We start from the raw sequence: 22,883 nt of genomic DNA on the forward strand, positions 1-22,883 counted from the left end.
AGTACACCCCGCGGCCCTGTTATAGCCAACGAGTCGTGCACCGAGCAGTATAACGACCCGCACGAAACTCGCCGCACACCCCGCCCACCAGAGGGGCGGCATCAATCCATCAGTGTCGGTGGAGCAGCTCCCTCCACCGCTGCCGCAGGGGCCGGGCCGGCACGCCTCGTCGTCGCCCTTCGGCCCGAATCCGCCGCTCGACCGGGGCCGGAGACGCTGGTCCACCAACGCTCCGCGTCCTGGGCGGTCCACGCCGGAACGTCCCGGCAAGCCTGCAGCTGGCGAGCCACCTCTCGGGCCGTTTGGGGTCGCCGGTCCGCGGATTTCTGCAAACACTGCATCACCAAATCCTCCAGGTCTGCGGGGACGGCCGAACCGAGCCGCTTGCTGGGCCGTGGCGGCATCGTTCCGACCTGCAGCATGCAAATGTCGACCGCGCTGTCGGCACGAAACAGGTGCTGGCCGCACAACAGGTAATAACCGACGGCGCCGACGGAATAGATGTCCGAACGCGCATCGACGCGAGTCGCATTACGAATCGCCTCGGGAGACATGTACAGCGGCGTCCCGGTCAACGACTCCACCTTGGTCACGGCGCTGCTATCGATATTGATCGTGTCCTTGACCAAGCCGAAATCGACGACTTTCAACAGGTCGCTGGGCGCCGGCGGAGCGCTGACCAGGAGGTTCGCCGGCTTGATATCGCGGTGTACCAGCCCGCGATCGTGTGCTTCGGCCAGCGAACCGCACAGCTGGCTCAGCAGATGGACGACGCGCGGTGCTGACTGCGGTCCATAACCGTCGACCAACTGCGACAGGTCCAATCCTTCGACCAGCTCCATCGCGTAATAGAACGTACCGTCGGGCGTTTTGCCGTAATCATAGATCTGGATCGTGTTGGGATGCCGCAGCTCGCTGGTCCGCCGTACTTCACGTTCGAATCGCTCGGCCGCTCGCGAATCCTTGCCCGCATTCAGTACCTTCAGGGCGACCGGTCGCCGCAGCATGGTGTGCTGGGCCCGGTACACCGTTCCCACGCCGCCGCTTCCCAAAGCTTCACCAAGCTGATAGCTGCCCAGGTAATCAAGGCCCGGGTGATTGCGGCCCGGGTGCTCGCGGCCCAGGTGATCGCGGCCCGGGTGCTCGTGGCTTTCCTGTGGGGCCCCAGCAGCATGCGACACCGGTTGCGTGCGCAGCCGCCGGACTCCGAAGACTCCCACGCCCACGACGCCCAGCAGGGCCGCGAGCCACAGCAGCGAATCGACCGCGTGGCGGAGGGCGAGCCAGGGTGCAAACGCTTCCTGACGAGCCATCTCGACCGCCACGCCCATTTGATACGCTTCCAACCAAGTCCACGCGCCGATCAATTGCTCGCCACGGTAGTCATCGAAACCGTCGATATCGATGCTCGAACCACCCCGCAACGCCGCGGCGGCGATCCGCGTAGGCACCTCGGGGGCCGCCGCCGCGACAAATCGGCTGGGCGACAGCAATCGGCCCTCGCGATCGTACAGATAGGTATCCGCCGTGTCGCCGACCCAGCCACGCTTGAGGATCGGCTGCAGGTGCCGGTCGGGATCCAGCAGGATGGCGAGGTAACCGACGTTCTGGTTCTGTACGCGGATCGGTGCGACCGCTGCGATCCGTCGGGTGGGAGCCTCCGCGGCGTCGGCTCCAGCCTCATACGACCAAGGAAACGGATGGGAAACGGCCGGACAGCCGCGAGCCAGCCGCCGCCAACAATGCGGTCCCAGCGGCAAATGCGTATCCCGCCAGTCCGGGTCGGCAGCGTCTTCGATTCGGCCGTCATGATCGAACACGGCCCACTGGGCATCGTCGGGCCAGCTGTCACTGAGGCGGGCAGCCCGCTGGGCGGACAACCCTCTGGGCGAAAACACTTCGGCAAACCGCAAAGCCTCGGCAGGCAGAGCTCCACCTGCCGCGGCTCGGTCCGTCTGCTCCAGCAGCCGAGCGGCACGGCGGGCGAGTTCCGTCTGCTGCTGCAACCAATTCTCGACGGCCGCGGCGGTGGTATCACGCAGAAAACTTATCTCTCGGACGCTATGCAGACGGGTCTCTCGACGCACCTCCCAGGAAACCCAAATGCCGTAAGCGACTGCCAGAACGATGGTTACGGCGGCCAACGGCCAGCGCAGCAGGCGAGAGCGACCGGTTGCCGGGGATCGTTCGGGGGCGGCTCGGCGCTGGGTTCCGCTCTCCGGCGAAGCTTCCTCACCCGGTAGTTCGTTGCCCCGCGGACCAAGCGATACGGAACCCATCGACGGCGTCCTAGGGAAAGTCGTACTGCGGATTATCGGGGTCGAAGTCGTCCTCGGCTAAGCCGACGTTCAATTCGACATCCAGATAGGTATAGGATTCCAATAACGGCGGCTCTTCACCCTCGGCAGGCCACCCGTAGGCCGTGTACTGCAGAGGGATCTGACGTTCTTGATCGATGGCGATTTCGGCCAGCGAGAAATCGTCCGGCCGGCCGTTGGGTTCGGCGTGCCGCACCTGAATCAACTGACACGCTCGCCCGGCGACGTCATGCGGAGCGGTGATCGAAACGGTGGCCGACGCCGTCTGTTGGTCCAGTTCGCCGCGTTCGATTAATTTTCGCACCAAATTGGTCATCCCGATCTGGGTGATCGGATAACGGTTGCCCCGCATGGCCAGAAAGCTGTCCGGCGGCAGCGAAACCCGCATCACATTCAGCAGTCCGGCTTCGTGAGCGACCAGTTTGCCGTCGTTGGCGTCTTCACGCCAAATCACTTCTCGGCCGGCCACCGCAGGCGGATCGGTAAAGTGCAGGTAGACGCGCAGCGGGCGGACCGTCTGTCCGTCCTGGACGCGCCGGGTCTGCAGTTTGATCTGCATCGTTTCAGGTGGACGCAGGGTTTCGCCGATCCGTTCCTGCTTGACCAGGGTGGCGGTGTAGTCGTCGATCCGCTGTTCCAATTGGTCCAGGCCCTCGCGAGCCATCTGCAGGACTTCCTCCAGCGTCGCCTCGCGAGTCGTAGGGGTCGCCGCGGCGACCAAGGCATCGCCGGACGCCGCGGGTTCTGACGGACCCGCCGGCGTCGGCACACGCAGCGGCGGCGCCGACCAAGGCGCCGTGCTGCGGCCCAACACGAACCCGACCCCCAGCAGAATGACGGAAACGGCAGCCGGACGCAGCCATCCCCGGCGGCTGCGCCCGGCAGCAGGGGGCGGATCCGAGGCGGGAGGATTCGTTGTCACAGGTGGTGGCCCCCAAAAACACGAAAAAAGCGGAAAAACGCCCCAAAAATCACGGGTGACGGCAAGCCCCCTGGCCCTCGCACGAATGCGGGTAGGGCTCGCAGCCCGCGACCGTAACCCCCGCGATTACAAGGAAATGGATCGCGGTTGACCCACTTTGCCCAAACGCGTAACTTTTACCGGGGAAACTTCGTAGCAAATTATTTGCCTTCTTTGTTGCGCATGGAAGCGTCTTGGGGCCAGGGGGTGCGGATTTGACCGCTCTCTGCCCAGAACATTCCATGCCAGTGACATCCTTTGTTGGCGCCCCGCCGGCGATGGTCAAGGCTTAACAGGTGTTATTGATGACAGCTTTGGAAAGAATCTGGGAGATACTGGGCCTGGTCTTCGGCGGCTTGCTCGGCTCGGTCGAGCGGGGCGTCACGGCGGTCTTCGGCTCCAGCAACGCCCGGACAATCAATCGTTACCAGGAACGGGTCGAACGCATCAATGCGCTCGAGGACCGTTTCGCCAAACTCAGCGACGAAGAGCTACGAGGGCAAACCGAACGCTTTCGCCAGCGGCTCCGCGAAGGCGAAACCCTGGACGACATTTTGGAAGAAGCCTTTGCCGTGGCCCGCGAGGGCGGCAAACGCTTTCTGTCCATGCGGCACTACGACGTCCAGTTGATCGGAGGCATGGTCCTGCACAGCGGGGCGATCGCCGAGATGGTCACCGGGGAAGGAAAAACCCTGGTCGCTACGCTGCCGGCCTACCTGAACGCTCTGGAAGGCAAGGGCGTCCACGTCGTCACCGTCAACGACTACCTGGCTCGTCGCGACATGGAATGGATGGCGCCGCTGTACATGAACCTCGGCCTGACCGTGGGCAACATCCAAAGCGGGATGAGCATCGCCGAAAAACAAGCCTCCTATGCCTGCGACATCACCTACGGCACGAACAACGAATTCGGCTTTGATTACCTGCGCGACAACATGCGTCCGGCCTCGCGCGGCGACCACCGGTTCCCCACCGAGGTCCAGCAGAGCCAGGGGCCGTTGCATTACGCGATCATCGACGAAGTCGACAACATCCTGATCGACGAGGCACGGACTCCGTTGATCATCAGCGGCCCGGCCGACCAGGACCTGGGCAAGTACTCCGAAGCCAATCGCGTGGCGATGCAGCTTCGCAAAGAGGAACACTTTACGGTCGACGAAAAACAGCACAACGTGACGCTGACCGACGAGGGCGTTCGCGAAGCGGAAAAATTGGCCGGCGTGGAAAGCTTCTACACCGCCGGCAACATGCAGTGGCCGCACTTGATCGATAACGCACTCAAAGCCCACTACCTGTACAAACTGGACGTCAATTACGTCGTCAAAGAGCGGCAGATCGTGATCGTCGACGAATTCACGGGCCGCCTGATGGAAGGTCGCCAGTGGTCCGACGGACTGCACCAAGCGGTCGAAGCCAAAGAAGGCGTTCCGATCAAACAGGAAACGCAAACCTTTGCCACCGTCACCCTGCAGAACTTCTTCAAACTGTACAACAAGCTGTCCGGGATGACCGGTACGGCGATGACCGAAGCCAACGAGTTCTGGAAGATCTACCAGTTGGACGTGGTCGCCATTCCGCCCAACCGCACGCTGCAGCGGATCGAACATCCCGACGTCATCTACATGACCGAGAAGGATAAATTCAAAGCCCTTGCCCACGACATCGAACGCACCAACAAGTGGGACGTGCTGGTTCTGAAAGACGGCGAAGAACTGTGGGGCATGATCGACTCGGAAACCGACGACTCGATCGTGATCACCCCCAAGGGCTCGAAACAAAAGGAAACGGTTCCGCGCAGCAAAGTCGTCGACATCGAACTCGCCCGCCGTCCCGTTCTGGTCGGTACGGTGTCGATCGAGAAAAGCGAACGGCTGAGCGAGCTGCTGGACAAGCGCGGCATCCAACACGAAGTGCTGAACGCCAAGCAACACGGCCGTGAAGCCGACATCGTGGCCCAAGCCGGTCGCTTGGGTGCCGTGACGATCGCCACCAACATGGCCGGTCGTGGTACCGACATCATCCTCGGCGGTAACCCCGAGACGATGGCCTGGGCCCAGCTGCAGCACAAGTATCCCACGCGTCTGGAAGTCCCCGACGAAGAATGGAAAACACTGGTCGAAGAGATCGACCAGCGTGAACAGATGACCGCCGAAGGCAAAATCGTGCGGGAGATCGGTGGGTTGTGCGTGATGGGTACCGAACGCCACGACTCGCGCCGCATCGACCTCCAGCTCCGCGGACGTTGTGGTCGTCAAGGCGACCCCGGCAGCAGCCGTTTCTATCTGTCGCTCGAAGACGACCTGATGCGAATCTTCGCGGGCGACTTTGTGAAAAGCGTCTTCGAACGGCTGGGTATGAACGAAGGCGAAGCCATCGAATCGAAGATGGTCACCCGGCGAATCGAAGCGGCTCAGAAGAAAGTCGAAGAACGCAACTTTGAAATCCGTAAAAGCCTGCTCGAATACGACGAGGTGATGGACGAACAGCGGAAACGCGTCTACGGCTATCGCCAACGGATCCTCGACGGCCACAGCTGCCGCAAGATGATCCTCAGCCAAATCGAACAACAGATCGACCAGCACGTCGAAGAGTTCCTGGATGAGAACTACGGCCCGACCTCCTACGCCAACTGGGCCGGCGGCCAACTGGGCTGCCAACTCGAGCCTCGCGACTATCGCGGCCTGGATGCTCGGACGGCCGATCAGTACAGCCGCGAACAGGCCGAACGAGCCGCCGAGGCGGCCGTGGCCGAAGCGCTCGAAGAAAACCTTCCGCCCGAGATGAACGAAGAGGAATGGAACTGGCAGGCCCTGGCCACCTGGTCCAACAAACGCTACGGAACCCAGTACCGTGATCGCGACCTGAAAAAGCTGGAGCGAATCGATCTCCAGGACCAACTCGTTCGCGACGCCCACGAGGCGATCGCCAAGGTGGATCTGGACGAAGGTGCTCCGCTGCTGGAAAACGACTTCGGCCTGCGGAAACTGTGCGGCTGGATCCGCAATAAATTCGGTATCGAAGCCACCCCGGCCGAACTGGAACAGCTGGACGAACTGGACGAAGTCAAAGATCTGCTGTTCGAACGCGCCTCGACCGCCTACGCCACCAAGGAAGCCGAGTACCCGATCCTGACCGGCATCTCGGCCTATACCTACAAGGAAGGCAACTCGATCATCCTCGACCGCGAAGGTCTGGCCGGCTGGATCGAAGGCCGCTTCGGGGCCACGATCGCTCACGATCAACTGGATCTCAATCGCGAAGCCCTCAAGAACCAATTGATGGCCTACAGCCTGCCGGCCACCGAGGCGTCGGCGGCGAAACAAAAGGAAGCCAACGAGAAAGTCGAAGCCCTCTACGGCGACGCCGATGACAACACCGCGGCCCGCCTGGCCGCCGGAGACGAAGCCGTCGAAACGTTCGCCAACTGGCTGGAGTCGGAACTCGGCTATCGACCGCCCACCGACGAACTGGGCCGGATGGACCGGCCAGCCATGATCCGCGCCGTCGAAGGCGCCGTGGACGACCGTTTCCACCCCGAAATGCGACGCATGGAACGACAGGTCCTGCTGTCAATGGTCGACGGTGCCTGGAAAGATCACCTGCTGGCGATGGACCATCTGCGCAGCAGCGTGCAACTGAAAAGCTATGCCCAGCTGGACCCCAAGGTGGAGTACAAGCGAGAAGGCATGCGGATGTTCGAGGACATGTGGAGCTCGATCGGCGAGCGGACCACGGACCTGATCTTCCGGATGGAATCCTTCAACGAAGACTTCATCCGCAGTACCTGGGTGAACGCCAGTGCGCATCACGCGCCGGCCGAGCCTGCCAGCAACGCCGCGTCGGCCGGTGATGCCCAGCAAAGAGCGGCGGACAACGCCGGTGATACCCAGCGCAAACCCGATCCGGTTCGTAACACCGAGCCCCGGGTCGGACGCAACGATCCCTGTCCCTGCGGCAGTGGCAAAAAGTACAAGGCGTGTTGCATGCGGAAGATGGTCTAAACGCCGCCTTCACGGCGCGGGCCACCGCAACCGTCTGTGCGTTCTTCACACGTTTAAAACGCGACACTTCCGTTCGGCAAGGATGCCTGCGATGTGGTTTAATGCCGCCTACCTGCTGGCCGCTTTGGCGGTCTCGCCCTGGCTGCTGTACCGGGCGATCCGGCACGGTAAATATCGCCGCGGGTGGCGTTCCAAGCTGCTCGGCCACACCGGTCTGACGCTCACCGACGCACCGACGATTTGGCTGCATGCGGTCAGCGTCGGCGAAGTCAACCTGCTGCGGCGGTTTGCCTCTCGGCTCGCCCAGCGGTATCCGGATCATCAGCTGGTCATCAGCAGTACGACGGTGACCGGCCATGCGCTGGCTTGCCAGCACTTCGGCGCGGACCGCGTTTTCTACTGCCCGCTGGATTTCACCTGGGCGGTCCGCCGAGTTTTGCGCCAGCTGCGTCCGGAACAATTAATTCTTGCGGAGCTGGAGGTCTGGCCCAACCTGATCCGTATCGCCCACCGGCAGGGCGTTCCGGTCGCGGTGATCAATGGCCGGCTGAGCGAGAACAGCTTTCGCGGGTACCGCCGTTTGGGCCGTCTGGTTGGCGGCACGTTCGGAAGGCTGTCGTGCGTCGCAGCGCAAAACGAAACCTACGCCGAACGATTCCACAGCTTGGGAGTCGATCCGGCTCGGGTCCATGTCACGGGATCGCTGAAATTTGATGACGCACCGACAACCCGCGACACCCCCGCCGCCAAAGCTTGTGCAGCACGAGCGGGCCTGACGAGCGCCCACCGCGTTTGGCTGGCCGGCAGCACTCAGGCCGGCGAAGAGACCGTGGTCCTGGCCGCCTACCGCCAGTTGCTCGAGCAACACCCGGACCTGCGACTGATTCTGGTCCCCAGGCATGCAGAACGGTTTGAACGGTGTGCAGCGGAGGTCCGCCAAGCCGGTTTCCGCTGTGTACGCCGCAGCGAGACGTCCGAGCGGGCGGACGCGCCGCTCGCCAGTGACAGCGTTTTTCTGGTCGATGCGATCGGCGAGCTGCGGGATTGGTGGGCGACGGCGGAAATCGCTTTCGTCGGTGGCAGCCTGGGCAGCCGTGGCGGTCAGAACATGCTCGAACCGGCCGGCTACGGCGCGGCGGTTTGCTTTGGTCCCAACACCCGTAACTTTCGCGACATCGTTTCGCATCTGTTGGCCGCCGACGCCGCAACGGTCGTCCACGACCAACAGCAGCTGGCCGCCTTCGTCCAGCGTTGTCTGGAAGATGAACCCTGGGCCGCCCAGCAAGGCACGGCCGCGCAGGCGGTGGTCCGCCAACACCGCGGCGCCACCGAGAGGACCTTAAATGCGATCGCCGAGGTCGCACCGCTGCATCGCGATAGAGCCGCCTAGACACCGAGGGCTCTCACAGAGGCACCAAGGCACGGAGTAGAGAGGATCGTCCAGAGCAAGAGGCGGAATCTCCGGCGTCGACTGTGAGGCAGCCGTGCATTACTTGCTTGTTTTCCCCTCCGTGCCTTTGTGCCTCTGTGCCTTCGCGCGAACCTCCGCGATGACCATCTTGCCCGAAGCGGCAAACCTTATGAGCTTGCGTTAATGGACTTGGCGTTACCCGCCGGCGTGGGGCGGCGGAGGGCCGTAGAACTTGCTGATGTCGATGCCGCCTCGAGCCTCTTCCTCCAGCAATTTGATCCGCGATTCCATGCGTTCCATGCGTCGCATCATCTGGGGCAACAATTCCTTGGCCGGATCCGGCGGCACCGGCCGCGGCACTTGCGGGTAGCTCAGATGCCGCTGCAATGCGCTGAACAGATAGAAAGGATCTTTGCGGCGGTTGGCCCGAGCGATCCGGCCTTCTTTGGCGCCGAACAAGGGCGGCGGTTTGTCTGCGATCGAGATGCCCTCGGCCTCCGCCAAACGCAAGTATTCTTCGCTCCGCAGAAACAACATGTCGGCCAGATCCACGAACCCGACCTGTTTGTGAACCTCCTCGATCCATTCCCGCCAAGGCGGGTCGTAGATCGGGTCGGCAGCGATCGCCCGGAGGCCGCGGTCGTAGCCCAGGGCGTTGCGGCTGAGCGTTTCGAACTGGTACAGGAATGTACCCTGCGGCGCCGGCGACTCGCTGCGGTATTTGGCCTCCATCTCCAGCACGTGCAGGGCGACGCGCATGTCGAATTTTCCGCGTTCCGATTCCGCCTCGACGATCACAAACGTTTGGAAGGGCGTGAAGTAATGGCTCAGCCGCTTCATCGCCGGACTCATCACGCCGCTGTGTTTCAATTCGGTTAACAGATAATCGACCGCCAGCGGCAACCGGGTCGTCGCTAACAACTCCGCCTGCACCTGCTCGAGCAACTCCTGCAGCGGCACCTGTTCGACGATGCGTTCCCGCAACAACTGGAACAGGTAAGCCTGCTCGACATATTCGGATTGATCTAGCATCGGGCGGATTGCAAAGCCTTGTACATTCTGCAAAACCCCGCGGCGAACCCCCAGGGCGGTGACGGCCTAGATTATAACGCAAGTCGCCACCAGGAAACAACTTAAGACGCCACCGACAAGGTTTCCGCACCGCATTGGCACGGCACCTGCTTTAAGTCCCGATCATCAACCAAGACTTCGGATCGGGCGACGGACGCAACGCCGATTCCATTTTTCCAAAAGCGTCGGCAGAAGGAGATTGCCATGTTGGTTCTGAGCCGCAAATTGAACGAAAAAATTCAGCTGGGCGACAACATCACCGTAACGGTCCTGCGGGTCCAAGGAAATACCATCCGCTTGGGCATCGACGCTCCGCGAGACGTCCGCATCCTTCGCGGCGAACTGGAACCGTTGGACAACGATCGGACCAGCAAGGACCAGCTCTTCAAGATGCTTTCCGGCGACGAAGCGCCGGCCGCGGACGCCCCCGCCGGCGAGGCTGGCAGCGATGCTGCGGGCCACAGCGCGTCGAATGGTCCGGCGGCGGAAACACGTCGGCAGCGGCCCGCCCCAGGGCCGCGGGCGATGGCATCGGCCGCTCCGCGCTCTGCCGCTCCACGCGGCAAGGCGCCGGCCGGTCTGGATGCCGGACCAGCGCGGCGGGGCTCGATCAGCGGTTCGGCCGCCCGGCCGCTGGCGGCCTACATGACATCCGCCACGTCTTAATTCGCATGGCGGAACCATTACAGACAGAGGTGGCAGCCACAGGCTCTCAGAGTAGCTCGGCTGTCCCAGCCGAGGCAAAGCATAGTAGCTCGGCTGTCTTAGCCGAGACCACTGCTCACAGGCTGGAAGCCTATGCCACTGGCCACTGTTCACAGGCTGGAAGCCTATGCCACTGGCCACTGCTCACAGGCTGGAAGCCTATGCCACTGGCCACTGGCTGGAAGCCTATGCCACTGGTTAGACGGGTTGGCCGTCCCAGCGTGTAAAAGCTTCCATCGAAAAGTACTCGGGCAATCCCAGTTGGTTGTAACCGTCGGCGGTCATGCGGTTGCGGTCCTCGGCACGCTGCCAGAACTCGCGCGGGTCACTGCCGGGAAACAGCGCTTCGTCCTTTTGGCTTTCATGCATGAAGATGGCTTTGCGTTTGGTGGCCATGTCCTGCGGGCTCAGCGGCACGGCGATTTCGATTTCGTGCAGCGCGTACTCCTGCCACGCCCCGCGGTACAGCAGCACTTCCGGCACCTTTTCACCTGCGGAGCGCAATTGATCGACCGCGCGAAAGATCGCCTGCGCACAGACGCGGTGCGTGCCGTGCGGGTCCGCCAGGTCGCCCGCTACAAAGGCGACATCGGGCTGCACCTTGCGGAGCAGGTCGACGATGATGTCGATGTCCTCTTCGCCGACCGGCCGTTTGTGGACGGTTCCGGTACGATAAAACGGCAGGTCCAGAAAATGCAGGTTCTGCTCGATGCACCCGACGTGCTTGCCGCCGGCGCGGGCTTCGGACCAACGAATCAGGCCTTTGATCTTTTGGATCTCCGGTGCATCCGGCTGTCCCGGCTGTTTCTGTTGCAACGCCCGCTCGACCTCGGATTTGATGTTTTCGGAGACCTCCGGGTCGATATTGAACAAGCGATGGTACTCGGTAACCAGGTCCGCGATCTGCATCGCGTCGTGGTCGAAGACGGCAATATTGCCACTGGTCATATAGGCGATGTGCGTCTCATGGCCGTCGTCGTTCAAGCGAATCAGCGTCCCGCCCATACTGATCACGTCGTCATCGGGATGGGGGCTGAAGCACAGGCACACTTTCTTGTCGCGGCCGGCCGGATGGTATTCGATCGTATCCATCATCCAGCGGAACACGCGATGGGCCAGGCGCTGCGCGGGCCCGTGATGCCGCAACAACTGATGCAGATCGTGGTCGCGAAAATCCGCCTCGTCCAGTTTTAAGAGCGCCTTTCCAGTTTGCTCGCACAACCACAGCACGGCCCGTTTGATCAGGGCGTCGGTCCAGTGAATGTTGCCCAGTTGCCAGGGGGCGACGATCCCGGTCAGCATCCCGGCAGCCGGCTGATCGAGAAACAAACTGGCGCCGGGGTGCCCCTGCAGGTAGCTGGCCGGGACGCGGTCGGTGGCCGGGCCCTCAAACGCGCTGCGAACGATTCCAGCCTTGTGTTCCCCGAGGGCCAGCAAGAGGATCGTACGCGCTTCCAGTAGCGTGGACAGGCCCATCGTCACGGCGTGGGTGGGGACGTTCTCCAGGCCAAAGAAATCGCTGGCCGCGGCCCGGCGCGTCACCGGATCCAGCGTGCACAGCCGGGTACGGCTATCGCGGACGCTGAACGGTTCGTTGAACGCCAGGTGGCCGTTGCGTCCGATCCCACAGACCACCACATCCAAACCGCCCGCCGTCAACAACTCGTCTTCGTGACGGCGGCAGGCAGCAGCAATCTGGTCGGAATCGCCCGAAACATCCGGAACGTGGATGTTCTCCGGGGCAATATTGACGTGATCGGTTAAGTGCTGGGCGATCCAGCGGGCGTGGCTCTGAGGGCTGTCCTCGGGCAACCCCACGTACTCGCCCAGCAGGAACAGCACCACGCCGCCGAAGTCCAAGCCCTCCTCGCGGTGCATCCGAATCAGTTCGCGATAGGTTTCCGCCGGCGTGCTGCCGGTGGCCACACCGATAACGGTGCGCTGTCCCAGGGCGGACCGCTGGCGAATCTCGTCGGCGACAATCTGGGCCACGTGAGCCGCCAGTTGATCGCTGCGATCGAACATGAACGTGTCGATCAACGTACCGGGGACCGGAGCCGCAACCGGCTGATCGGGGTAGCCGTCTTTCGTATCCAAGGGAACACAGCCTTCGTAGTAAGTGGAACCTCTATCAGGGTTCGCATATTACGAAGCTAGCGGCCGATTGGCAATCGAACGGGTTCGCGGTACCCCGCCGGACACTAAACGGCCATCAGCCGCGGCTCCGCGGCGTCCGCGGCGTCGCGTTTCAGTTCCTCGTTCTCCTGCTCCAGCTGTTCCACGCGGTTGCGCAGGCGATTGAAATCGACGGCGGTTTCCTGCCAGAAGTCGCCATCGCGAAAGGCGATCTCGCGACTCGGCGTGCCATCGGCCAAGGCTTTGATCGAGCTTCGCAAACGGAACATCGGCCCGGCAAATCGATTGCTCAATTTCATCGTGTCGTGCACGAACACCGGCAACAGTACCAACATCACCGCCACGATCGGCAATTGGGCTCGCAAGCCACCGGTCACCGCCGGCCAGAACGGTTCGCTCGATAGGGTAACGACCATGTGCAAGAACGCGTTGACGCTCAGCAAACAGGTCAGGAACAGCATCCAGTGGACAATCAGTCGGCGGCCGATCGCCCACTGCACGGTCGGATCGATCAGAACTTGTTTACGCTTTGCCATCGGAACCTCCTCGTTTTTTTCTCTTGCGGAAGACTTACAACATTTGACGCTCCACCGGCTTCGCAGCGAGCGACAGAACCGGCACCTCGCCGGGGGGCCTGCCCCGCACAACTGTAGGGCAGGCGATTTTGGACCACTGCGGATTTTCCTCAGTTGTGGCCGGAGATTCCCCAGGTGGGCTGGATTACACGACACGACCGTTGCGACCGTCTGGGCCGACACAATCCCACCGAACGCTTCCTTCGACAGCGTGACAGTTCGGCTCGGGCAGGGGGTCCGCCGGCGTCGATGCGAACCCCTAGGGCTTTGTTGTTTTGTTTTGTCCGCGCCGCCCTCGGTGGCTGTCTTCCCATCAGGATGTTTCGATGCGAGTTCTGCTGTGCGTGACCGTCGTCGTGGGGGCCGTCAGCCTGGGGACTCCGCCGGCCGCCCTGGGCCAATCGCCGGCAGCCGCGAGCAAAGCCTGGGAACCGCTGAGCCGCGTCGGCCGCACGTTGGGAATCGGTTGGGGCGATGGCTACCACGCCTGCGATCGTGACTGCCGGCTGCCCACGGCCGACCTGCCGCCACGCTCCTACGCCGCCCAGCACGCCGGACACGGCCCCAGCGGACGCCAACACTGGTACGACGCCACCGCCCGGCAACGAGCCCGCTACTGGGCCGCCCACCAGCTGTACCCGGCCGTCGATCCCTACCGCCCCGCCCGAGACCACGACGCCCTCGACCAGGGCCCTCGCTTCAACGTGCCGCGTTCGGTATTTGAAGAGCTCGAGGCGATCGAGGACGATGCCTCCGGCGACGACGAGGAAGCCGGCGGTGATGAGCCGCAGGACTGGGAACAATTGCCCGGGCCACCGCCCACGGAATCCCGCGACGCCGCAACCTCATCCGCGCAGGCCTTGCCTCAGTTGACCGGTGAAGCCGCCTCAGACGTTCTGCCGGAAAACGACCGGCTGATCGGCGACGTCCCGCTGGAGGATGACTCGCTGCTGGAAGGCGACTCGCTGCTGGAGGATGATTCGCTGCTGGAAGGCGACTCGCTGCTGGAGGATGATTCGCTGCTGGAAGGCGATTCGCTGCTGGAAGATGATTCGCTGCTGTTGCAGCAAACGCGTCGTGACCGTTTCGTCCGCGAGCCGATCGCGACGCGGCCTGAGTCGGCCGAGAAGCGTTAGGCATTTCGCGATCGTGATCAGTGGCATAGGCTTCCAGCCTGTGAACCGATCCGCTCTCGGCTGGGACAGCCGAGCTACTATGGGACAGCCGAGCTACTCTGGGACAGCCGAGCTACTTTGGGACAGCCGCGCTACTCTGGGACGGCCGAGCTACGATGGCTGCCGCACGGCTTTTTGCGGCGACGTCTTCGCGCTGGCGGCGATTCTTTGCACAATCTGCGGCGTATCTGCTTACCCGTCCTTCCTACGAGGCTGCTTCCATGCAACGCACATTGATTCTCCTGAAACCCGATTGTTTCCAGCGCCGCTTGATCGGTCAGATCCTCAGCCGTTTCGAAAACAAAGGGCTGAACATCGTGGCGATGAAACTGATTCAAGTGACGCCGGAATTGTCGAAGCAGCACTACGCCGAACACGCCGACAAACCCTTCTACCCCAGCCTGGAATCTTTCATCACCTCGGCGCCTGTGGTCGCCCTGGCGCTGGAAGGGCTGGATGCGATCAGTGTGGTCCGCGAAATGTTGGGCGCGACCAATGGCCTGAAAGCCGCTCCCGGTACGATCCGCGGCGACTTCAGCTCCAGCCGCCAGATGAACCTCGTCCACGCCTCGGACTCGCCCGAGTCGGCCGAGCGTGAACTGGGCCTGTACTTCAGCGAAGACGAGTACTGCGTCAGCCAGCCGGAACTGGAACGCTTCATGCGTGCCGCCGACGAGTAGGCTTCACCAGCGAGTTTCCAGGCGGACGACCGTCACGCCGCCGAAACTGCGACTGGCGGCCTGCGTATGCTGCAGCGCCGCCGGAGCCTGTGCGGATTCCGCGGCCTGCCGGTACAGCGATTCCAGGTACGGCTCGGCCATGCGGTAGATCAACCACCGGACCCGTACCGGACGGTACATTCGGGGCGGCATCAGCACGCGGTTGAGATCTTCGACCAGATGCTCCTCGGCGGACGCCAGGGGTTTGGCGTTTTCGATCGCGTAGGGGCCGGAGACCGGGAACATCAGGTACGTGTTGAGCGCCAACCATGGCGGGCTGACCGGCTTGAGTTCGCGCAGGCCGTTCGACTCGATCAATTCCGCTCCCACGTACACCGGTTGACTGGGCTCGCGATGTTGATTGACCCAAGCCACCGCCGCCCGCCAATCTTCGCCTCGAAGGCTGACGCTTGGATCGCGAAACAATTGCAGGGTTTGCTGGTGATGCAGGAGCATCCCTACGGCGATCACGCCGCCCATCGCAAGGATTCCCCCGCGGCCTATTCCGCTTCGTCCTACCACCTGGGCCGTCGCGGCCCACAGGTCAGCCGTGGCCCAGCACAGCAGCGGCAGCAAGCCCACGATGTAACGTCGATGCCACACCGGAACGCCACCGTATGCCGCGATCCACCAGCACAGCAGCGTTCCGGCGGCAACCGCGACCAACAAGAGGACTCCCAGCGGCAGCTGCTCGACTCGTTCCTTACGCGTTAACGACTTTCCTGCCGGTGACGGCTCGCGAAGCCATCGCCCGGCTTGCAAGATGGCCCAAACGATCAGCGGTATCAGCGGAACCAGCCAGGGCCACATCGCCCACAGCTCTCCGGCCGACTGTGGTACGCCGAAACGGCTCCAGTTGTCGCGAACCTGCCAAACCCGGCTTACGACCACGGCATTGATCAGCAGCGGCAGCAACACGGCGGCGATCGCGGCAAGGCCAAGCGACCAGCTCCAGCGACGCCGCCGCTGCCACAGAATCACCGCCGCGAGGGCAACGACGGCCAGCAGGGCGATCCCGGCCGTCGGATGCAGCAGCATGGCGGTGCACAGCCCCAGCAGGCACAGCACCAGCCAGCCTCGACGTCCCCCTTCGGTGTCGGCACGCTGCGGCGACTGGAAAGGGGCTTCGCGGCCCGGCGATGCATTCGGCCGTCCACCGGCATACTCGACCGCCGCCCACGCCGCGGCCGTGACCGCCGCCACCACCCAGCCATAGGAGCGGGCCTCGGTGCCAAAGTAGATGCCATTTAAATCGATCGCCAACAGCCCTCCGGCCAGGACGCCGGCCAGCAAGCTATGACGATGTCGGCTGGCGGCGAAGACCAACATCGCACAGGCCGCGGCGAGTGCCAGCACCGAGGGCAGCCGCAACGCCCATTCGCTGTCGCCGGCGACTTGCGTCCAAAACCACAACGCCCAAAAGTACCACGGCGTCTGGTTTCCAGCGGCCGCCCGCTGAGCGACGTCGGCCAGATCGTCGTGGATCGCCCAGGCCGTATGCAGCTCGTCGACCCACAAACTCTCCTCGACCTCGGGCAACCGCAACAACACGGCACCCAGGGCGACGACCGCTGCGGCGAGGAAGGTCAGCCAGCGACGGGACTCGAATGAGACGCTGCGCGACGGCTGTTTCGGCGGGGCATCGGCTGCCGTCACCGCGAGGAGGCTCCCGACGAGCTAGGCGGTCCGGACGTCCGCGGCTCGGCTGCACACGGGGCGGTCGCAACTTGCTCGACCACGCTTCCCGCCCGCTTCCCCGCAACGGCCCGAATCGCTTCGGCAGCTCGATCGATTTGAGCGCTGGAAACATCCAGATGCGTGACCAGGCGGATGGCTTGCGGCCCAAACGCCAGACAGCGAACGCCTTGTTCCTCCAGCCCCCGGACCAATTCGGCGGCGGTGCCCCAATCCGGATCCACCTCGAACCGTACGATGTTCGTCTGCACGCCGGCCGGTCCGATCACCAGCGACGGAGAATCGTCGATGGCCTTTTTTAGAATCTGCGCATGGTGATGATCCTCGTCCAGTCGCCCGCGATGATGCCGCAGCGAGTACAGGGCTCCGGCAGCGATGATTCCCGCTTGCCGCATGCCTCCGCCGAACAGTTTCCGCGCCCGGCGAGCTTCGGCAATGAAGTCCTCGGTGCCCGCCAGGACCGATCCCACCGGGGCCCCCAAACCCTTGCTGAAGCAAACACTGACCGAATCGAAATGCCCAGCCCAGCGATCCGCTTCGATGCCGGTGGCCGCGACGGCGTTCCACAGCCGAGCACCATCCAGGTGCCGCCGCAGCCCCTGTTCATCAGCCCACCGACAAATGTCTTCGACCGTTTCCAGCGGCTGGATCGTCCCGCCGGCGCGATTGTGGGTGTTTTCCAGAGCGATCAGTTGAGTGCGGACCATGTGATCATTGTGCGGCCGAACCAATCCGATCAACTGTTCGACCTGCAGCACGCCGTCGGTCCCGGCCACGGTCTGAGCCACCAATCCCGATAACTGGGCGAACGCCGCTTGTTCATAGTTGTAGATGTGGCAGCCGGCTTCGCACAAGAATTCGCTGCCGCGCTGACAATGCACCCGCACGGCGATCTGATTGGCCATCGAACCGCTGGGCATGAACAGGGCCGCCGGCATGTCCAACACGGCAGCCGTCTCCTGTTCGAGCCGCTCGACCGTGGGGTCGACGTCGATCACATCGTCGCCCACTTCCGCCTCGGCCATGGCTCGGCGCATCGCGGCGGTGGGCCGCGTCACGGTATCGCTTCGTAAATCGATCACCCTGTTCAAATCCATCGGCGTGCGTCGTTTTCCAACCAGCTTCGTCCGGCTCGCCATCCTAGCACACTGGCAGGGGACGGTTGATGGCATAAGATAAGGGCCGCAGCGTTCGAGTAAGAGCAGCACCGCACACTTGATGACCACCGATTATGTCAGCCGATTCCGGATCCGGTTCGCCCCCCAACCAGCCAGACGACCGAAACAACCAACACGCCCCAAACAATCCCAGCATCCCGGTTGTCGATGCCAGCGAAACTTCGGCCGGCGAGATTTTAGAGCGTCTGCGTCAGAAGCTAAGCCCCCAAGGCGATATCGTCAGTCCGCGGGGAAGGGCATTGACCGAGAAGGTTTTCGGAGAAGCCCTTTCGCCGGTCGCCGTGGTCAGGCGAATCTGTGACGACGTCGCCCGCGACGGCACCGAGGCCCTGCTGGATTACGGCAAACAGCTGGATCAGGCGGAATTGACGGCCGACCAACTGCGCGTCCCGGCGGCCGATCTCGCCGCGGCGCATCGGCAGGCGGCTCCGGAATTTCTCGCAACCGTTCGCCGCATCCACGACAATGTCCGGCGGTTTCAGACCGCCATCCTGCACAGCGATGTCACGATCGAGCCCAGCGATGGCGTCCGCCTCCAGCAACGCTACGTTCCGCTGAAACGCGTCGGCGTCTGCGTTCCCGGCGGCGCGGCGGCGTACCCGTCGACCGTGCTGATGACCGTCGTCCCGGCTCAGGTCGCGGGCGTGGAACAGATCGCCGTGGTCGCCCCGCCCACTCCCTTCGGCGCCTACAACCAAGACATGCTGGCGACGTGTCACGAGCTGGGCGTGCGAGAAGTTTATCGGATGGGCGGAGCCCAGGCCGTCGCGGCGCTGGCGTATGGATGCGACGCGGTGCCAGCGGTCGACAAGATCGTGGGTCCCGGCAACCTGTTTGTGGCCTTGGCCAAGAAGCATGTCTACGGCACGGTCGACATCGATTCGATTGCCGGCCCCAGCGAAGTGATCGTGATCGCCGACGAAACGGCCCGACCGGAATACGTCGCGGCCGATCTGTTGGCCCAGGCCGAACACTCGCCCGGCTCAGCCATCCTGATCACCTGGCACGCTCCGTTGATCGAGGCGGTTCAGAAACACCTGCGGCAACAACTGGCCCAGCTGGAACGAGCCGAGTTGACGGCGGAGAGCCTGGAAGCGTTTGCGGCCTTGATCCGTGTCGAAGACTGCCGCCAAGCCTGCGAGTTGACCGACAAATTTGCCCCGGAACATCTCCACATTCAAACGGCCAATCCGCAAGCGGTGGTGGCCGAGATTCGCAACAGCGGCGCCGCGTTCCTCGGTTCCTTTACGCCGGTCGCCTTGGGCGACTATGCGGCCGGTCCCAGCCACGTGCTGCCCACCGGCGGAACGGCTCGCTGGGCAGCCGGACTGTCGGCCAACGATTTCCTGCGCAGCGGCAGCGTGGTCGAGTTCAGCCGAGCGGCACTCGACGCGATCGGCCCCGACGTCGAGGCGCTCGCGCAAAAGGAAGGCCTCACCGCCCACGCCCGCAGCGTCGCCATCCGCCGCGAGTAAAGAGTTGCCTTTCGCTCCGCCGAAAGTAGCCAAAACCCAAAAACCCTAACACAACTTTCACGGAGTGAAAGGCGACACTGGCTCCGCCGAAAGTAGAGAGTCGCCTTTCGCTCCGCCGAAAGTAGCCAAAACCCAAAATCCCAAACACAACTTTCACGGAGTGAAAGGCGACACTGGCTCCGCCGCGAGTAGAGAGTTGCCTTTCGCTCCGCCGAAAGTAGCCCAAACCCAAAAACCCAAACACAACTTTCACGGAGTGAAAGGCGACACTGGCTCCGCCGATTTTCCCTTTTTGCTCGCCTACCTCCCGTTCCTTCCCAAAGACGCTTTCCGGATGTCACGCTCCAATCCGTTTCGGCCCGCGCTGGCCAAGATGCAACCCTACGTCCCGGGCGAACAACCGCAGGGCGGCAAGTTCATCAAACTGAACACCAACGAAAACCCCTATCCGGCTCCGCCCGCGGTCACCGAAGCGATCAAGTCCGCCGCCACCGCGGGCCTGCAGCGCTACCCCGACCCGGTCGCCAGCGCGTTCCGCCGCCGGGCCGCCGAGGTGCTGGACCTGCCCGGTCCCGAATGGATTCTGGCCGGCAACGGCAGCGACGAAATCCTGACGATTCTGGTGCGAGCCATGGTCGGAGAAGGCCAGCGTCTGCGGCTGCCCTATCCCAGCTACATCCTTTACCGCACCCTGGCCGACATTCAGGGTGCCCAGTGGGAACAAACCGCGTTCTCACCCGACTGGCAATTGCCGGCCGCCTTCGGCCACAGCGACGACCGTCTGCGCCTGGCGTTCCTGCCCAACCCGAACAGCCCCAGCGGCACCGTGATTCCGCCCGACCAAGTCCTGCAGTTCGCCCAGACGCTGCCCTGTCCGCTGGTGGTCGACGAGGCCTACGCCGACTTTGCCGACACCCACTGCCTGGACCTGGTCCGCCAGAGCGATCAGGTGTTCGTGACGCGGACGCTGAGCAAGTCGTACGCGTTGGCGGGCCTGCGTTTCGGATTCGTCGTGGCTCAGCCGCACCGGATTGCGGAACTGCAAAAGATTAAGGACAGCTACAACTGCGACACGCTGTCGATCGCCGCCGCCACCGCAGCGATCGGCAGCACCGAGTGGTTGGCCGACAACGTCGCCAAAATCCGAGCGACCCGCGGGCGGATGGAACAGCGTTTGGCCGAACTGGGATTCCACGTCACTCCCTCGCAAGCCAACTTCGTTTGGTGTCAGCACCCGGATAAATCGCACAAGCTGATCTATGAACACCTGAAACAAAGCCAGATCCTGGTGCGGTACATGGACTTTCCGGACTGGGGCGACGGGCTGCGGATTAGTGTAGGCACCGACGATCAAGCGGACGCCTGCCTGCTGATGTTATCACAAGTACTGTAGGAAACGGTCGTAATGGGACGTAGCGCCAAAATCGAACGCCGCACCGGCGAAACCAATATCCAGTTAAGCGTCGACCTGGACGGCAACGGGGACGGCACGCGCCGCACGGGCATCGGATTTCTGGACCACATGCTGGACCTGTTCGCCCGCCACGCTCTTGTCGACCTGGACGTGCAGGCCGAAGGCGACTTGCACGTGGACGACCATCACACCACCGAAGACGTCGGGATCTGCCTGGGTCAAGCCATCGACCAAGCGCTGGGCAGTCGCGCCGGGGTCCGCCGCTACGGTCACTGGACGTTGCCGATGGATGAGGTGTTGGTCACCGCCGCGGTGGATATGGGCGGACGGTATGCGTTTGAATACCACGCCGAAATCCGGGCCGCCAAAATCGGCACCTTCGACACCGAATTGGTGGAACACTTCTGGCAAAGCTTTGCGGCCAACGCGCACTGCAATCTGCATGTGGTAATGCACCACGGCCGCAATGCGCATCACATCGCCGAAGCCGTCTTCAAAGCCACCGCGAGGGCGATACGCATGGCGGTCGAAGACGATCCCCGCAGCGACGCGGTGCCCAGCACCAAGGGCGTCCTCTGACGCAAGGGCGTCCGAGCAAGCCGAATGATTGCGCAAATCGGCAGGCTGCGATGTTTTTTTTCCCTTCGCGTTGCCCCAAGCGTTCGCTTGCCGCCGCGGCGGTATATGCTGGACGCCAACCGTCCGCGTACGAGGCGACCTGATCGGGGGCACAAACTGGACGAAGCATCCAGTAAAAACGACCAGGACGTGGACCGGAGAGGAACCATCGTTAGAACGTCAGAAGCGAGAAGCCTGTGCCTGCGACCATCGTTTGCCCGTCTTGTCAGACCAAATTAAAACTTCCCGATTCGGCGCTGGGCAAACAGGTCCGCTGCCCCAAATGCTCCAAGACGCTGCGGGTGCCGGCGTCTGGCGGCAAGTCCGCCGCAACGCCTTCAAAGCCGGCCGCTTCTGCAAGACCAGCCGCTTCGGCACCTGGTGCAAAGAAGACCACGATCCGCTGTCCGGGATGCAGCAAACAGCTGGCGGTCAGCGCCAGCAGTGCGGGCAAAGTCGTGCAGTGTCCGCAGTGCAGCAAGAAGCTGCGAATTCCAGCCGCCAAAGGATCCGCGCCGGGCCCCGCAGCCCCGGCGGCCCCAGCGCCCGCTCCGGCAGCCCCATCAGCGCCCGAATCTTCGCCGTTTGATTTCGACGTTCCAGGCCAAGACTTCGGCGCCCCGGCTCAGGGCGGCGGGTTTCCATCGAGCCCTGCTAGCGGCGGCGGCGGCGGAGCACCCGCGTTCGGCGGCGGCGGCGGTTTTCCTGCCAGTCCTCCGTCACAGGCCGCGTCGCCATATGCGCCGCCCAGCGGCAATTTCGGAAAGCCCGCCGGAGGCGGTTCTTCGGGCGGCAGCCGATCGACTTTTTACATAATCAACGGAGTGCTGATCACGATCTGGGGTGTTCTGATGCTGCTTGGTGCCCTCCTGCGCGCCGGCCAAATAACCGTCTTGCTGACCACTCAGGAAATCCCTGCGGAGGCGTACGCTCGCGTTGCCGGCTTCATCGCCGGCGCTCTGTTTAGCTTCGTAGTTGGAACCGTCATGACGTGGGGCGGCATCGTGATGGCGAGACGCAGTAGCCTCGCAGGCGCTCGAACAGCCGCCGTCCTCGCCGCCCTTCCTTGTCCCGGATGCTTGGTATTCCCGTTCGGGATCTGGGCCTGTTTCCTGGTTTTCGGCCAGCACGCAAAGAAAGATTTCGGGGTGCGGTAGAAGCCAACCCTCGGCCGCCGCCGAGTCCGCCAGCCGACGGCGCCAGCCGCGGGTCTCCCAAGCACGTCGCAACATCTAATTCGGCTTTACTCTCCCTCTGGGAGAGTCGGGCTCTCAGGCCCGGAGAGGGTTTTCGTAGGGCCCTCCCCGGGCCTAAGAGCCCGACCCTCCCGCTGCGCGGGAGGGTGTTGTCGCGGGGTTTTACCTAAAGATTCATGCCGACGTGCTTAGCCATGACGGTTTTCGCCGCTGCAACGCTGCGCAACCGTCAACG

16 protein-coding genes and 1 pseudogene are annotated in these 22,883 nt (G+C 63.2%); 9 read left to right on the top strand and 8 right to left on the bottom strand.

What is annotated here, in order from left to right:
• Positions 1-101: 101 nt before the first annotated feature.
• Together GE027_RS12510 and GE027_RS12515 are read right to left on the bottom strand one after the other, a co-directional pair.
• Positions 102-2,279 (bottom strand): serine/threonine protein kinase, encoded by a 2,178-nt coding sequence (locus tag GE027_RS12510; protein ID WP_153557537.1) that lies wholly within the window; start codon positions 2,277-2,279, stop codon positions 102-104.
• 10 nt (positions 2,280-2,289) lie between these two features.
• Complete coding sequence (locus GE027_RS12515; protein ID WP_153557538.1) at positions 2,290-3,240, bottom strand: DUF1571 domain-containing protein; 951 nt, start codon at positions 3,238-3,240, stop codon at positions 2,290-2,292.
• Positions 3,241-3,584: 344 nt separating this feature from the next.
• Here GE027_RS12515 and secA point away from each other — a divergent pair, with 344 nt between their 5' ends.
• A complete protein-coding gene (gene secA, locus GE027_RS23650; protein ID WP_153557539.1) occupies positions 3,585-7,280 on the top strand; it encodes a preprotein translocase subunit SecA in 3,696 nt (1,231 codons plus the stop codon).
• 91 nt (positions 7,281-7,371) lie between these two features.
• Positions 7,372-8,670, top strand: coding sequence for a 3-deoxy-D-manno-octulosonic acid transferase (locus GE027_RS12525; RefSeq protein ID WP_153557540.1), 1,299 nt, complete (start codon positions 7,372-7,374; stop codon positions 8,668-8,670).
• A gap of 216 nt (positions 8,671-8,886) precedes the next feature.
• Here the strand turns inward: GE027_RS12525 and GE027_RS12530 are convergent, their stop codons facing one another.
• Positions 8,887-9,723 (bottom strand): hypothetical protein, encoded by an 837-nt coding sequence (locus GE027_RS12530; RefSeq protein ID WP_153557541.1) that lies wholly within the window; start codon positions 9,721-9,723, stop codon positions 8,887-8,889.
• Positions 9,724-9,966: 243 nt separating this feature from the next.
• On the opposite strand from GE027_RS12530, the gene GE027_RS12535 reads away from it, so the two are divergent.
• Entirely contained in the window at positions 9,967-10,428 is a 462-nt protein-coding gene (locus GE027_RS12535; RefSeq protein ID WP_153557542.1) for a carbon storage regulator, read from the top strand.
• Between the two features lie 237 nt (positions 10,429-10,665).
• Here the strand turns inward: GE027_RS12535 and GE027_RS12540 are convergent, their stop codons facing one another.
• Together GE027_RS12540 and GE027_RS12545 are read right to left on the bottom strand one after the other, a co-directional pair.
• A complete protein-coding gene (locus GE027_RS12540) occupies positions 10,666-12,564 on the bottom strand; it encodes a 6-phosphogluconolactonase (RefSeq protein ID WP_237607494.1) in 1,899 nt (632 codons plus the stop codon).
• A gap of 104 nt (positions 12,565-12,668) precedes the next feature.
• Entirely contained in the window at positions 12,669-13,139 is a 471-nt protein-coding gene (locus GE027_RS12545) for a hypothetical protein (protein WP_153557543.1), read from the bottom strand.
• Positions 13,140-13,504: 365 nt separating this feature from the next.
• Between GE027_RS12545 and GE027_RS12550 the strand changes: the two genes are divergently transcribed.
• On the top strand, positions 13,505-14,314 hold the full coding sequence (locus tag GE027_RS12550; protein ID WP_153557544.1) for a hypothetical protein: 810 nt from the start codon (positions 13,505-13,507) through the stop codon (positions 14,312-14,314).
• A 260-nt stretch (positions 14,315-14,574) separates the two neighbouring features.
• Positions 14,575-15,033 carry a nucleoside-diphosphate kinase gene (gene ndk, locus GE027_RS12555; protein ID WP_153557545.1) on the top strand — a complete coding sequence of 153 codons (459 nt, stop codon included), beginning with the start codon at positions 14,575-14,577 and terminating at the stop codon, positions 15,031-15,033.
• A 3-nt stretch (positions 15,034-15,036) separates the two neighbouring features.
• On the opposite strand, the gene GE027_RS12560 is transcribed toward ndk, so the two are convergent.
• Both GE027_RS12560 and GE027_RS12565 read right to left on the bottom strand, forming a co-directional pair.
• Positions 15,037-16,728, bottom strand: a complete 1,692-nt coding sequence (locus tag GE027_RS12560; protein WP_153557546.1) for a glycosyltransferase family 39 protein — start codon at positions 16,726-16,728, stop codon at positions 15,037-15,039.
• Positions 16,725-17,849, bottom strand: coding sequence for a threonine aldolase family protein (locus GE027_RS12565; RefSeq protein ID WP_237607496.1), 1,125 nt, complete (start codon positions 17,847-17,849; stop codon positions 16,725-16,727). Before GE027_RS12565 ends, GE027_RS12560 begins: the two co-directional genes overlap by 4 nt.
• Before the next feature lie 149 nt (positions 17,850-17,998).
• On the opposite strand from GE027_RS12565, the gene hisD reads away from it, so the two are divergent.
• The 4 genes and pseudogenes from hisD to GE027_RS23400 all read left to right on the top strand — a co-directional run.
• Positions 17,999-19,420 (top strand): histidinol dehydrogenase, encoded by a 1,422-nt coding sequence (hisD, locus tag GE027_RS12570; protein ID WP_153557548.1) that lies wholly within the window; start codon positions 17,999-18,001, stop codon positions 19,418-19,420.
• A gap of 334 nt (positions 19,421-19,754) precedes the next feature.
• A complete protein-coding gene (gene hisC / locus GE027_RS12575; protein ID WP_153557549.1) occupies positions 19,755-20,813 on the top strand; it encodes a histidinol-phosphate transaminase in 1,059 nt (352 codons plus the stop codon).
• Positions 20,814-20,825: 12 nt separating this feature from the next.
• Entirely contained in the window at positions 20,826-21,413 is a 588-nt protein-coding gene (gene hisB / locus GE027_RS12580; protein ID WP_153557550.1) for an imidazoleglycerol-phosphate dehydratase HisB, read from the top strand.
• 236 nt (positions 21,414-21,649) lie between these two features.
• A pseudogene (locus tag GE027_RS23400) lies at positions 21,650-21,709 on the top strand (hypothetical protein); the annotation flags it as partial.
• Between the two features lie 462 nt (positions 21,710-22,171).
• On the opposite strand, the gene GE027_RS23405 reads toward GE027_RS23400, so the two are convergent.
• A complete protein-coding gene (locus GE027_RS23405) occupies positions 22,172-22,684 on the bottom strand; it encodes a hypothetical protein (protein ID WP_237607501.1) in 513 nt (170 codons plus the stop codon).
• Positions 22,685-22,883 lie beyond the last annotated feature (199 nt).

The sequence above is a fragment of the Roseimaritima sediminicola genome, from assembly GCF_009618275.1.
Classification (GTDB): domain Bacteria; phylum Planctomycetota; class Planctomycetia; order Pirellulales; family Pirellulaceae; genus Roseimaritima; species Roseimaritima sediminicola.

Coding starts and splice junctions, on each gene's coding strand:
- hisC (WP_153557549.1), top strand. CDS start 19,755: ATGTCACGCTCCAATCCGTTTCGGCCCGCGCTGGCCAAGATGCAACCC.
- GE027_RS12550 (WP_153557544.1), top strand. CDS start 13,505: ATGCGAGTTCTGCTGTGCGTGACCGTCGTCGTGGGGGCCGTCAGCCTG.
- GE027_RS12545 (WP_153557543.1), bottom strand. CDS start 13,139: ATGGCAAAGCGTAAACAAGTTCTGATCGATCCGACCGTGCAGTGGGCG.
- ndk (WP_153557545.1), top strand. CDS start 14,575: ATGCAACGCACATTGATTCTCCTGAAACCCGATTGTTTCCAGCGCCGC.
- GE027_RS12510 (WP_153557537.1), bottom strand. CDS start 2,279: ATGGGTTCCGTATCGCTTGGTCCGCGGGGCAACGAACTACCGGGTGAG.
- secA (WP_153557539.1), top strand. CDS start 3,585: ATGACAGCTTTGGAAAGAATCTGGGAGATACTGGGCCTGGTCTTCGGC.
- GE027_RS23405 (WP_237607501.1), bottom strand. CDS start 22,684: ATGTTGCGACGTGCTTGGGAGACCCGCGGCTGGCGCCGTCGGCTGGCG.
- hisD (WP_153557548.1), top strand. CDS start 17,999: ATGTCAGCCGATTCCGGATCCGGTTCGCCCCCCAACCAGCCAGACGAC.
- hisB (WP_153557550.1), top strand. CDS start 20,826: ATGGGACGTAGCGCCAAAATCGAACGCCGCACCGGCGAAACCAATATC.
- GE027_RS12530 (WP_153557541.1), bottom strand. CDS start 9,723: ATGCTAGATCAATCCGAATATGTCGAGCAGGCTTACCTGTTCCAGTTG.
- GE027_RS12525 (WP_153557540.1), top strand. CDS start 7,372: ATGTGGTTTAATGCCGCCTACCTGCTGGCCGCTTTGGCGGTCTCGCCC.
- GE027_RS12535 (WP_153557542.1), top strand. CDS start 9,967: ATGTTGGTTCTGAGCCGCAAATTGAACGAAAAAATTCAGCTGGGCGAC.